General features: G+C 65.6%; 10 protein-coding genes. 2 read left to right on the top strand and 8 right to left on the bottom strand.

Translation table 11 applies throughout. From position 1 onward, the window contains the following. Positions 1–108: 108 nt before the first annotated feature. Together ACWV8V_RS13270 and aceK are read right to left on the bottom strand one after the other, a co-directional pair. Complete coding sequence (locus ACWV8V_RS13270) at positions 109–984, bottom strand: energy transducer TonB (protein ID WP_259258869.1); 876 nt, start codon at positions 982–984, stop codon at positions 109–111. 56 nt (positions 985–1,040) lie between these two features. After that, entirely contained in the window at positions 1,041–2,753 is a 1,713-nt protein-coding gene (aceK, locus tag ACWV8V_RS13265; RefSeq protein ID WP_455899931.1) for a bifunctional isocitrate dehydrogenase kinase/phosphatase, read from the bottom strand. A gap of 214 nt (positions 2,754–2,967) precedes the next feature. Between aceK and ACWV8V_RS13260 the strand changes: the two genes are divergently transcribed. Further along, the gene (locus tag ACWV8V_RS13260; RefSeq protein ID WP_455899930.1) at positions 2,968–3,870 is read left to right on the top strand and encodes a hypothetical protein; all 903 of its coding nucleotides are present in this window, start codon (positions 2,968–2,970) and stop codon (positions 3,868–3,870) included. Between the two features lie 91 nt (positions 3,871–3,961). Here the strand turns inward: ACWV8V_RS13260 and ACWV8V_RS13255 are convergent, their stop codons facing one another. The 6 genes from ACWV8V_RS13255 to ACWV8V_RS13230 form a co-directional block, all read right to left on the bottom strand. Next, entirely contained in the window at positions 3,962–6,187 is a 2,226-nt protein-coding gene (locus ACWV8V_RS13255) for an NADP-dependent isocitrate dehydrogenase (protein WP_259258866.1), read from the bottom strand. A 270-nt stretch (positions 6,188–6,457) separates the two neighbouring features. After that, positions 6,458–7,027, bottom strand: coding sequence for a hypothetical protein (locus tag ACWV8V_RS13250; protein ID WP_455899929.1), 570 nt, complete (start codon positions 7,025–7,027; stop codon positions 6,458–6,460). Between the two features lie 319 nt (positions 7,028–7,346). Next, the gene (locus ACWV8V_RS13245; protein WP_455899928.1) at positions 7,347–7,850 is read right to left on the bottom strand and encodes a hypothetical protein; all 504 of its coding nucleotides are present in this window, start codon (positions 7,848–7,850) and stop codon (positions 7,347–7,349) included. Positions 7,851–7,890: 40 nt separating this feature from the next. Then, positions 7,891–8,184: a LysM peptidoglycan-binding domain-containing protein gene (locus ACWV8V_RS13240; RefSeq protein ID WP_121040566.1), complete on the bottom strand. Its 294-nt coding sequence runs from the start codon at positions 8,182–8,184 to the stop codon at positions 7,891–7,893. 94 nt (positions 8,185–8,278) lie between these two features. Further along, on the bottom strand, positions 8,279–9,097 hold the full coding sequence (gene queF / locus ACWV8V_RS13235; RefSeq protein WP_259258864.1) for an NADPH-dependent 7-cyano-7-deazaguanine reductase QueF: 819 nt from the start codon (positions 9,095–9,097) through the stop codon (positions 8,279–8,281). 83 nt (positions 9,098–9,180) lie between these two features. Next, entirely contained in the window at positions 9,181–10,509 is a 1,329-nt protein-coding gene (locus ACWV8V_RS13230; protein ID WP_259258863.1) for a M20 family metallopeptidase, read from the bottom strand. A 228-nt stretch (positions 10,510–10,737) separates the two neighbouring features. Between ACWV8V_RS13230 and ACWV8V_RS13225 the strand changes: the two genes are divergently transcribed. Further along, positions 10,738–11,976 carry an efflux RND transporter periplasmic adaptor subunit gene (locus tag ACWV8V_RS13225; protein ID WP_455899927.1) on the top strand — a complete coding sequence of 413 codons (1,239 nt, stop codon included), beginning with the start codon at positions 10,738–10,740 and terminating at the stop codon, positions 11,974–11,976. The last annotated feature ends 27 nt before the right edge of the window (positions 11,977–12,003 follow it).

Raw genomic sequence — 12,003 nt, 5'->3', positions numbered from 1 at the left:
GGCGGTCAGCCTAGCAGACGCTGCAGGTCGGTTTGGAGACTTCCGCGCATGCCCTCCTACGCATCCTGCCGGTTGAAGGGCACGGGTGATGCACCACGGTTTGCAGGATCAGCCGCCAAGCGGCGTCAGCAGCTTCGGCGCCTTGCTGGCGGCGTCCGCCATGAACACGCCGCCGGCGGGCAGCAGGTCGGCATTGCCATCGGCGCTCAGTGCCTTGTCACTGCGCCACGGGGCCTGCTGGTGCGGGCCGGGAATGTAGGCGTCCCAGCGGCCGTAGCGCTCCACCTCATCGCTGAACGAGAATCGCACCGGCACCCGGATGGTCCAGCTCGCCTCGTCCTTCTGATCTCCGGTAGAGGGCGCCTTGAAGGTCCATTTACGTGCGGCGCCCATCGACACGCGGGCCAGCTTGTCGCGCATTTTCCGCATGTTCGCCTCGTTGGCGATCACACGAAGATTGACCTGCTCGGTGGCCACATCCAGCACCTTCCCGTCGCGCCCGACCTGTATCAGCAGCAGTACATCGCCACGCCCGCGCGCATTGAAGACATCCTCGGGATACACCGGCGGCGACATCTTCACCCTGGTGACGTTGTCGGTCGAGGTTTCGTCATATGTCTCGAAGTTCGCTGCCAGCAACGTGATCAGGCCAGTGCCATCGGGATTGTTCTTTGCACCCAGGCGGATGGTAGCCGGCGTGCGCGCCTTGACGGCCTGGCCATTCACCCGCACCGGGGCGAAACGCCACGTCTTCACGGCACTTTCGACGAACGTGACGATGGTCTCGTCGACCTGCTCGCGCTTGTCCAGGCGGAACGCCTCGACCTGGCCGGCGGTACCGATATCGATCTCACCGGTCAGCACCATGCTCGCTTCAGCCTGCTCGCGGACCTCGCGCTTCGTCTGCGCGGCCACATCGGACACCGTCCACGCCCCCACGCCACCCAGTACAAGCATCAACGCAACGCGTCGGAATGAACGCATCTCACCTTCTCCTTGTGAATGCATGCAAGCCTAGCCCAGGTTCCGGCCGAGGCCTATCAGGCAAGTCTGTTACTGGCTGAATAGGGAGGCGTATCCGGATACTCACCCGCGGCGAAGCCGACCTGCAGCCGCTGCCACCACACCGGATCGAAAAGAGGCGCGAAATGCTCGCGCACCGCCGCCAGCTCGGGTGCCGGCAGGCCCATGAACATCCAGAACCGTTCTGGAAACACATCCCGTGGACCGATCTGGAACCACGGCTCGTCAGCCAGCGCTTCCTCCTCATTGCGCGGCGCCGGCCACGCACGGAAGGTGCACTCGGTGACCAGACACAGCTCGTCGTAGTCGTAGAAGACCGCACGCCCATGCCGCGACACGCCGAAATTCTTCGGCAGCATGTCCCCGGGAAAGATATTGTTGCGCGCCATGTCGGTGATCGCCTGCGCATAGTCGAGCGCGGCCACACGTCGCGCCTCGGCCGTCTGCTCACGCAGGTACAGGTTGAGCGGACGGAAACGCCGCTGCACGTAGCACAGCGCGATCACCAGTTCGTCGCCGTCCTCGCGCACACTGCTGGCGCACTGGGTCAGCAGCTCCTCACGCAGCGCCGAGGAGAAGCGCGCCCGCGGGAAACGCAGGTGCCGATAGGGCTGCGCATCGAGCAGTCGGCCGACGCGATCCAGGTTGAACACCAGGGCGTACTTTTCTTCGACCTGGTGCCGGGTCATGGTTTTCGGCCATGCAAAACGGTCCCGGATCAGCTTGAACACCAGCGGATAACTGGGCAGGGTGAACACCGCCATGACCATGCCGGGCGTGCCGTCGGCATGCACCAGCTGCTCACCCGGCTGTTCGTGGAAGTGACGGAAGAACGTGCGATAGCGTTCGGTCTTGCCCTGCTTGGCACGCCCGAGCACGGTATAGAGCTCATCGACCGGCTTGCCTGGCAGCAGGCTGCGCAGGAACACCACCGCATCACCCACCGTGGCCAGATCAGCTTGGAAATAGCTGCGCGAGACGCCGAACAGATGCGCGACATCACGGCGCCGGGTCAACACCGCATCCACGCGCAGGCCGCGCTCGTCATGCACCAGCGCGATTACGCAGGGCGAGAAGCGATGCTCACCGAATACGCGCCCCACCAGATAGGCGCGGCGCTCGCGATAGAACACGGTGTCGAGCAGTTCAATGCTGCGCACGGGGTAGTCGCCCCAGTGCGCCAGATCGTCCTGCAGGCGCACGGCGATCGCGGCGGCGCAGCGCAGCTGGTGCGCATACGGCACGTCGAATCGGTAGTCACCGAGCACCCGCATGAACGCGTCCGCAGGGCGCGTAGGCGAGAGGGTATAGCTGTGCCGCGCGACCGGATGGGTAATGGCGTCGGAGGGTTCAACATCCATCGCCATGAACTCGATCGCCCCGTCCACACCGCGAGTGGCGAACAGCCGCCGCGCCAGCGTGTTGTAGAACGTCTTGTACAGCTCGGCGTCGATCAGCCCCGCCAGCAACGCCGCATAGGCCGTGCGCACCTGCAGCCACAGCGCGCGCGCGCCAATCCGCTCACCGGCTATACGGCGTAGCGCATCGACGGTCTCGGCAATGCACTGGTCGTACAGCCCGATGCGCTCCACCGCATCCTGCCGGGCACCGGCCCAGTCACGCTGTTCGAAACGCTGCCGCGCACGCCGGCTGATCGCCGCGAAGCGCGCATGGTACTCCTCGAACCCGTCGCGGATCAGCCGCGCGATCGCGTCCGCTGACGCAGTCATGCGGTGCCGCCGATGGGGCATGGAACGTTCTGGCAGGAACAGCGACCGTGCATGCATCCACTTCCACAGGACCTGCCGCCACCATACGGCAGCGACTGGGCGCTTGCCCAGTGGGCACTCGCGGCGCCGTTCCGGAGTAAAGTCGCAGCGTTGGGGTGCGGGCAGAGGAGCGACCCTGTCCATGCGGACCACGACTCATCCAGCAGGGAGAGCAATGAAGACGAGCCGCCGGTGGAAGGCGTTGGGGGGAGCGCTGTTGGTGGCAGCCGGGTTGCTGGCGGTGTATTCGGTCACCGCTGAACGACCACCGGTCTTGCAGGCAGCAGGAGGTCCGTCATCAACGGCCATGGCGCCCACGGCGGTGGCGGTGTCTCAGGCCTCTCAAACGATGAAACGTGAGCCACTTGCAGCCCGCTTCGAGGACGCCACGCGCCAGGAATTCGAACGCGTCAATGCGGGGGCCGAGCGCGGCGATGTCCGTGCGCAGCGTCGGTTGGCCGAGCTCTACGAGAAATGCTTTTCAGTCAACGTCCGGCGGGCCTCCTATCTTGAAGGCATCGAAAGCATGGCTGGGCAACATTCGGATCCGGATGCCGGTCAGCAGATGCGTTTGATCGGCCAGCGTGTCTTCGCGCAATGTGGCGGTGTGGATGGCGGCCAGTTCATTCCACTTGACGCCATGCTGCTATGGCGAGAGCAGGCCGCGCGCGGGGGAGATCTTGCTTCGCAGCTGTGGTTGCGTCGGCAGCGGAGCGTGACGTCGCCACTTACGGCGGAGGAGTATGCAGGCTTGGCAGCTCAGGTCAGTGCGTCCGGTGACGCGACGGCCATGGCCTACCTGGGAGACCTCGCTGGAACGGCAGGCGGACTGAAGGCACCTGACGTGGATCCGCACATCAGCGGACTGGCCTGGCAGATAGCTGCTTGCCAACAAGGTCGTGCATGCGCGGCCGGTAGCGAATTGATGGATGTGATGTGCTTCAGTCTGGGCGCTTGCACGGAGACAGATGCCACCGTCGTCCTGCGGTTGATGGCTGCAGACCGACAGGCGGCGCTGGATGCGGAGATCGCTCGCATCCTCTCCCGCGTTGACAAGATGCGCCAACACACCAGGTGACGCTGGCGTACCGGCCCAGCCACCGCCCACAAAAAAACCCGCGCCGAAGCGCGGGTTCTTCATCGATCACCGCAGGCGCGGGACCGCTTCGTTACAGCGCAGACAGCGCGCTGTTGAAGGTGGTGCTCGGACGCATCGCGGCGCTGGCCTTGGCCACGTCCGGACGGTAGTAGCCGCCGATGTCGACCGGCTTGCCCTGCACCGCCGCCAGCTCGCCAACGATGGTCTGCTCGTTCTCGGCCAGGGCCTTGGCCAGTGGAGCAAAGCGGGCCTTCAGCGCGGCATCGTCATCCTGCGCGGCCAGGGCCTGGGCCCAGTACAGCGCGATGTAGAAGTGGCTGCCGCGGTTGTCGATGCCACCGAGCTTGCGTGACGGCGACTTGTCGTTGTCCAGGAACTGGCCGTTGGCCTGGTCCAGGGTCTTGGCCAGCACGGTGGCACCGGCGTTGTCGTAACGGTTGCCCAAGTGCTCCAGCGAGGCCGCCAGCGCGAGGAACTCGCCCAGCGAATCCCAGCGCAGGTAGTCCTCTTCCACGAACTGCTGCACGTGCTTGGGCGCCGAACCACCGGCACCGGTCTCGAACAGGCCGCCACCGGCCATCAGCGGCACGATCGACAGCATCTTGGCGCTGGTGCCCAGCTCCATGATCGGGAACAGGTCGGTCAGGTAATCGCGCAGGACATTGCCGGTCACCGAGATGGTGTCCTCGCCCTTGCGGATGCGGTCCAGCGAGAAGGCGGTCGCTTCCACCGGGGCCAGGATGCGGATGTCCAGGCCGTTGGTGTCGTGATCCTTCAGGTAGGTCTCGACCTTGGCGATCACCTGCGCATCGTGCGCGCGGGCGGCATCCAGCCAGAACACCGCAGGGGTGCCGCTCAGGCGGGCGCGGTTGACGGCCAGCTTCACCCAATCCTGGATCGGGGCGTCCTTGGTCTGGCACATGCGCCAGATGTCACCGGTCTGCACGGTGTGCTCGAACACCACGGCGCCTGCCTCATCGGAGACGCGCACGGTGCCGTCGGCCGGGATCTGGAAGGTCTTGTCGTGCGAGCCGTATTCCTCGGCCTTCTGTGCCATCAGGCCGACGTTCGGCACCGAGCCCATGGTGGCCGGGTCGAACGCACCGTGGGTGCGGCAGTCGTCGATCACGGCCTGGTACACACCGGCATAGCAACGGTCGGGGATGACGGCCTTGGTGTCCTGCAGCTTGCCGTCGGCATTCCACATGCCACCGGAGTCGCGGATCATCGCCGGCATCGAGGCGTCGACGATCACGTCGCTCGGCACGTGCAGGTTGGTGATGCCCTTGTCCGAATTGACCATGGCCAGACCCGGGCGCTTGCCGTACTCGGCAGCCAGGTCGGCCTTGATCGCTTCCTGGGTCGCTTCGGGCAGCTGCGGCAGGCGCGCGAACAGATCGCCGATGCCGTTGTTCGGATCGAAACCGGCCTGCTTGAGCACGTCGGCGTGCTTGGCCAGCACGTCCTTGTAGAACTCTTCGACGACCACGCCGAACATGATCGGGTCGGACACCTTCATCATGGTGGCCTTGAGGTGCAGCGAGAACAGCACGCCCTTGGCCTTGGCATCGGCGATCTGCGCCTGCACGAACGAGGCCAGCGCATTGCGGCTCATCACCGCGGCGTCGACGATCTCACCGGCCTTGACCGCAGTCTTTTCCTTGAGCACGACGCTGCTGCCGTCGGCCTTGAACAGTTCGATCTTCAGGCTGCCGGCAGTGGCCAGCGTGGCCGACTTCTCGCTGCCGTAGAAGTCACCGCCGTCCATGTGCGCGACATGCGACTTGCAGTCCTTGGACCACTTGCCCATGCGATGCGGGTGCTTGCGGGCGTAGTTCTTCACCGACAGCGGCGCGCGGCGATCGGAGTTGCCTTCGCGCAGCACCGGGTTCACCGCGCTGCCCTTGACCTTGTCGTAGCGCGCCTTGATGTCGCGCGAGACGTCGTCGGTCGGCACGTCCGGGTAGTTCGGCAGTGCGAAGCCCTGGTCCTGCAGTTCCTTGATCGCGGCCTTCAGCTGCGGCACCGAGGCGCTGATGTTGGGCAGCTTGATGATGTTCGCGTCCGGGGTGGTTGCCAGCTGGCCCAGTTCGGCCAGGTGATCGGCCTCTTTCTGGTCGTCTTTCAGGTAATCCGGGAACAGGGCGAGGATGCGGCCGGACAGCGAAATATCACGGGTTTCCACGGCGATGCCGGCGGTGGCGGTGTAGGCCTCGACGATCGGCAGCAGCGACTGCGTGGCCAGGAACGGGGCTTCATCGGTGAGCGTGTAGAGAATCTTGGGCGTGTTCGACATGGGGGATCAGGGCTCTCTTGCAGATCTCGTGAATGATGGCCGACGGCAATGCCGGGCCGCGTGCAACCGTGTCGCGTGCAGGGCCTCGCACAGCCTGGCCCGCACTTTCCCCGGGGACCGCGCCAACCAACGGCGCGCACGGCGGGAAACCCCAGCATTGTCGCGTTTTCAGTCCCCCGGAGCAAAGCCATCCCATACGCAAACGTACTGGAACGGTGTGATGCATCAGCGCCAGGCGGCAGCTCAGGGGCCTTCCGGGTGCAGAACCGCTCATTCGGAAACTGCGGCGGCCTCCGGGAGACCGTCCACCCATTCCGCAAGGGGCTTTCCCCACACGCTTTGGCGAGGACACGTGAGTGTCTGGCTGCTGTGGTTGCGCTTGAAACTACATACCCGGAAGCTGCCAACTGCCGCTGCCAGATCCTTTCGCTGTGAGGCGCCGGTCGCCGTGCCGATCAGATGCAGCGGCATGACACCCGATCGGTCAGGCTTGACGAAGATGTCGTATCGGGTCGAATCGCCCTCGGCTGTTCTGTAGCCTGAAAGCTGATAGCCAGGAAGGGTTAGTTTCAGATCGATGGAGGATCCCGGACTGGGCGGTTGCGGTGCGTCGCCTTCATAGACCAACAGCACGCTCCGTTGGTCTTTCAGAACGTCATGAATCCCGAAATCCGCAGGTGATGCGTAGCTGATCGACATCCCGGTGGGGACACGAAAGCACGCGCCATGGAGGAAGTGATCGCAACTATAGCTCCACAGCGTTGCTTCCTGCCCATATGCGTATCCGGGTACAAGCGCAACAACAGGCGCAAGGAATCGCCAAACCCCCTTCTTGTTCATTGCCTCTCCCTTGAAATTCCGGCGCCGAGCGATACCCCCATTCTGCGACGATACGACTGCTGCAATCCACGCTCAGTGTGAATCCGCTGATACCCCCGCTGAAGCCTGCTGCGAGCGTGAAACCGGGCCCTTCCGTGAGGCGGCAATCATCTGGCTACGCGGACCGCGCTGCGCTCGACCCACACCGGCTGCTGTGCGCGCAATAGCATGAAGCGCACTTCTGCTTGCCACGCCGATGGAAAAAGAACCATAAAAAAGACGCAGCCTCGCGGCTGCGTCCATCGTGAGCCTGTTGCCGGGAGAGAGTCGGCGTCTAGGCTTACTTGACCTCAAACTCCTGCGGCGATCCTGCCGCCTTACCATCTACCATGACTTCCGCGCGGTACTTGCCCGCCGGCCAGCCATTGGCATTCTTGAAGGAGATGTTGGTGGTCTCGGCACCGGTGGCGTTGACCATCTGGTTCTGCTCACCGGCGACCTGGCCGTTCTGGAAGGTCAGCTTGGCCGCCACGTTGGCGTTGTTCGCGCTGCCATCGGTGCGGATCGACACGATGATGTCGTCCTTCGGCGCGAACAGCGCGACCGAGGTGACGCTCTTGTCGGCGGCAGCGGTCTTGCCAACGGTAACGGCCGAAACGTTCACCCCCGCTGCAGCGGTCATCGGCTGCGGCGCGGCTTCGGTCATCGGGGCCGGGGCGGCCGGCGTCATCGCGGCGGGCTGCGCGTTGTTGTCAGCGGTGTCTTCTTTCTTCTTGCAGCCGGCCAGGGCCACGGTAGCGAGAAGCGCGGCGAGAACGGCAGTACTGATGGACGACTTCTTCATGTGAGGTTGCTCCCTTGTAGATTATGGGCAGTACAGCGGATCAGGCTTTGGGCGGCAGTTTCAGGGTCTGGCCCGGTTGGATCTTGTCCGGGTCGTCCAGTACATCGCGGTTGGCCTCGAAGATGCGCTTCCACGCATTGGCATCACCCAGTTCCTGCTTGGCGATCTTGGAGAGCGAATCGCCCTTCTGCACCGTGTAGGTGCCCCCGACCTTTTCCGCAGTGGTATCCACCGAGGAGGTCACGCCCGAAAAATCGACCTGATCGACTTTCTGCGCGGTGGTATCAACGCTGGCGCTGACACCGGAAAAGTCGACTTTCTTATCGGTACTCATCCATACACTCCCGTCTTGATTGACGACATGGGAGGCACGGTGTCACAGCCCTTGTTAATGGGGCATGGCGTGGATGTGAAGACGTGCGGAACGCCTACTGGCGCAGGTCGCGGACGGTGCGCGCCGGGGCGGCGATGCCCGGGCTGGCCCGCCACGGGTTGATGTCCAGCCCGCCGCGACGGGTGTAGCGCGCTTCCACTTCCAGCCACTGCGGGTGGCAGCGCTGGGTGATCTCGCTGAAGATCCGCTCCACGCACTGCTCGTGGAACTCGGCGTGCTCGCGGTAGCTGATCAGGTATTTCAGCAGGCCGTCGCGGTCGATCTTCGGGCCGCGGTAGCGCACGCTGACGCTGGCCCAGTCCGGCTGGCCGGTGACCGGGCAGTTGGATTTGAGCAGGGCCGAACTCAATGTTTCGGTGACCACCTCATCGGCATCGGCGAACAGGAACTCCGGGGCCGGCGGGCCGTAGCGCTCAATGGTCACCTCGCGCTCATCCAGCGACTCGCCCTCGGCCTCTTCCACCAGCGGCGGCACCCCGAGCACCACCGTCACCACCGCCCCGGCACACGCCGACAGATCGCGGGTGATGCACAGGCGCGCGGCCGCGTCATCCTCGAAACGCGTGCTGTTGAGCGAGTTGAGATACAGCTTGAACGACTTGGATTCGATCAGGTTCGGCGAGGTGCACGGCACGCTGACCGTGGCCACGGCCACGCGCGGCTTGCCGCGACCGTCCAGCCAGCTCAATTCATAGGCCTGCCAACGGTCATGGCCGACGAACGGCAGCGCCGCCTCGTCCAGGCCGATCTCCTCGCGGGCGCCACGGCGCGGGATGGGGAAGAGCAGGCCGGGATCGTACTGCGACGGGTAAGCAACCTCGCGACCGAGGCTGGAGTCCTGGGGGGTATTCATGCCGCCATTTTACGCCGGTAGGCGCGCGGCGTCCGGCGGCGAAAGCGAAAGGCCCCGGCCAACGGCCGGGGCCTACCGTCGCTTCACCCCGCCGCAGGCACAGCCGGCGTCCCGTTGAGGTAATCCAGGCTCACCTGCAGCAGCGCGCGCAGGCCCACATCCAGCGCCTTCTCATCGAGCAGGAACTTTGGCGAATGATTGGCCGGCGCCGTGGCCGGATCGATCCCCTCGCTGGTGGAGCCGACGAAGAAGAACATCCCCGGTACCTGCTGGGCGTACAGCGAGAAGTCCTCCGCGCCCATCTGCAGCGGCGGCTCGTACACATTGCCCTCGCCCACCACGGCCTGCAGGCTCGGCAGCATCCGCGCGGTCAGGGCCGGATCGTTCACCGTGGCCGGGTTGCCCTCGGACTCGTAGATCTCGGTTTCGGCCTTGGCCCCGTGCGCGGCCGCGGTGTGCTCGGCCACGTTGCGCAGGTCGGCGAAGATCTGCTGGCGCATGCCCTCATCGAAAGTACGGATGGTGCCGACCATCTCCACTTCATCGGGAATGATGTTGTAGCGGATGCCGCCCTTGATCGCGCCGAAGGTCACCACCGCCGGCTGCTTGGACAGGTTGGCACGACGGCTGACGATGGTCTGCGCGGTGCCGACCAGGTCGGCGGTGGCCACGATCGGGTCCACCCCGTTCCACGGCGCCGATCCGTGGGTCTGGCGACCGATCACCTTGATCCCGAACCGGTCCGAGGCGGCCATCAGCGGGCCGCCACGCACCGCGATCTGGCCGGCCGGCACGCTGGAGAACACATGCAGGCCGAACACGGCTTCGGGCTTGAAGTCCTTGAACAGCCCCTCCTTGAGCATCAGCGCCGCACCGCCCTCTTCCGGCGGCGGCGCACCCTCTTCGGCGGGCTGGAAGATCAGCATGACTTCGCCGGGCAGGTTCGCGCGCATCTTCACCAGCGCATCGGCCACGCCCAGCAGGGTGGCGGTGTGGGCGTCATGGCCGCAGGCGTGCATCACCCCGACCGTCTCGCCGCGGTAGGTGCTGGTGGCCTTGGAGGCGAACGGCAGGCCGGTCTGTTCGGTCACCGGCAGCGCATCCATGTCCGCACGCAGGGCGATCCGCGGGCCGGGCTTGCCGCCCTTGATGATGGCCACCACGCCGTGGTGGGCGATGCCGGTCTGCGGCTTCAGGCCCATCGCGCGCAGGCGCTCGGCCACCTTGGCCGAGGTGCGTTCTTCGCGGTTGGACAGCTCCGGGTGCTGGTGGAAGTCACGGCGCCAGTCGATCACCTGGGCCTTGAGGCGGGTCGCAGCGGCGGCCACTTCCGGGCGTTCGGCGGGGGCGGCGGCGGCCAGGCCGGGGGCGGCCAGCAGCAGGGCGGACATCAACAGCGACAGACGGGGCATTGAAGGTCTCCACGGGTCAGAACGGCGGTCGAACCTGAATGTAGGGCATCGGCGCCGGTCGCGCTGTAACTTTCTGCCCCGGCAAACGTTCATGGATGGAACCTCATCCGTCACATCCGGTCTGATCGCCCGTCCCATCCGTCATGCATGAAAGGCCACGGGCGACGAGTATGCTTTGCGCCTAGCCAACCGGGCCCCCGCCCTCCGCCAGCCCTCGGGAGTTATTGAATGTCGCGTTTCTGGAAGATCGTGCTGCTGGTGGTCGCAGTGCTGGTGATTGCCGTTGTGGGTATGCGCCTGATGGGCGGCAAGAAGGGGGATGCAGGCGGCCCGGCAGCCGAAGGGCGCCAGGGCGGTGATCCGGCCAATGCCGGCCCGGTGCCGGTCACGGTGATCGATGCGGTCCGCCAGGATGTGCCGGTGTACGCCAGCGCGTTGGGCACGGTCGCGGCGATGAACACCGTCACCGTGAGCCCGCAGGTCGGTGGCCAGCTGATCAGCCTGAACTTCAAGGAAGGCCAGGAAGTGAAGAAGGGCGACCTGCTCGCGCAGATCGATCCGCGCACCCTGCAGGCCAGCTACGACGAGGCCGCGGCGGCCAAGCGCCAGAACCAGGCCCAGCTCGCCACGGCCCGCTCCAACTACCAGCGCTCCAATTCGGCCGAATACCGCCAGTACGTGGCCAAGACCGACCTGGACACCCAACGCAATCAGGTGGCCCAGTTCGAAAGTGCCGTGGCCGCCAACGAGGCCAGCATGCGCGCCGCCCAGGTGCAGCTGCAGTACACCCGGGTGACCGCCCCGATCTCCGGCATCGCCGGTATCCGTGCGGTCGACGCCGGCAATATCGTCAGCGCCGGCACCGCGCTGGTGACGCTGACCCAGATCCACCCGATCCATGTCGTGTTCAATCTGCCCGAGCGCCAGCTGCCGGCCGTGCGCGAGGCCCAGGCCGCCGGTGCGGTGGATATCGCCGCGCTGGACCGCAACGACGCGCACGTCCTGACCGACGGCGGAAAGCTGGATGTGGTGGACAACCAGATCAGCAGCGACAGCGGCACCTTCCGCGCGCGTGCCCTGTTCGACAACGCCGACAATTCGCTGTGGCCGGGCCAGTTCGTCAACGTCCGCATGCAGCTGCGCACCATCGCCGGCGGCGTGGTGATCCCGACCCAGGCCGTGATGCGCGGGCCGGATGGCGAGTACGTCTACATCGTCAAGGCGGACAGCACCGTGGCCATGCAGACGGTGAAGAGCGGCGTGGAAGTCGGCGACAGCCAGGTGCAGATCACCGAGGGTCTGAAAGGCGGCGAGCGCGTGGTGAGCGAAGGCCAGTTCCGGCTCAAGCCGGGCGCCAAGGTGACCGCGCTCAAGCCAGGCGAAACCCCGGCCGCACCGACCGAAGCCGAGCTCAAGGCCGCCCAGCAGCAGGGTGGCGGTGGACGCCGCGGTGGCGGTCCGCGCTGATCGCGCCCGCCCTACGTTCCTGACGCC

The organism is Stenotrophomonas sp. Ker107b, assembly GCF_053847245.1.
The sequence above is the reverse complement of the archived record's forward strand: the minus strand, read 5'-3'. Positions and strand labels throughout refer to the sequence as shown.

Excerpts from the sequence above, each read along its gene's own strand:
- ACWV8V_RS13270 (WP_259258869.1), bottom strand. The coding sequence starts at position 984 with ATGCGTTCATTCCGACGCGTTGCGTTGATGCTTGTACTGGGTGGCGTG.
- aceK (WP_455899931.1), bottom strand. The coding sequence starts at position 2,753 with ATGACTGCGTCAGCGGACGCGATCGCGCGGCTGATCCGCGACGGGTTC.
- ACWV8V_RS13260 (WP_455899930.1), top strand. The coding sequence starts at position 2,968 with ATGAAGACGAGCCGCCGGTGGAAGGCGTTGGGGGGAGCGCTGTTGGTG.
- ACWV8V_RS13255 (WP_259258866.1), bottom strand. The coding sequence starts at position 6,187 with ATGTCGAACACGCCCAAGATTCTCTACACGCTCACCGATGAAGCCCCG.
- ACWV8V_RS13250 (WP_455899929.1), bottom strand. The coding sequence starts at position 7,027 with ATGAACAAGAAGGGGGTTTGGCGATTCCTTGCGCCTGTTGTTGCGCTT.
- ACWV8V_RS13245 (WP_455899928.1), bottom strand. The coding sequence starts at position 7,850 with ATGAAGAAGTCGTCCATCAGTACTGCCGTTCTCGCCGCGCTTCTCGCT.
- ACWV8V_RS13240 (WP_121040566.1), bottom strand. The coding sequence starts at position 8,184 with ATGAGTACCGATAAGAAAGTCGACTTTTCCGGTGTCAGCGCCAGCGTT.
- queF (WP_259258864.1), bottom strand. The coding sequence starts at position 9,097 with ATGAATACCCCCCAGGACTCCAGCCTCGGTCGCGAGGTTGCTTACCCG.
- ACWV8V_RS13230 (WP_259258863.1), bottom strand. The coding sequence starts at position 10,509 with ATGCCCCGTCTGTCGCTGTTGATGTCCGCCCTGCTGCTGGCCGCCCCC.
- ACWV8V_RS13225 (WP_455899927.1), top strand. The coding sequence starts at position 10,738 with ATGTCGCGTTTCTGGAAGATCGTGCTGCTGGTGGTCGCAGTGCTGGTG.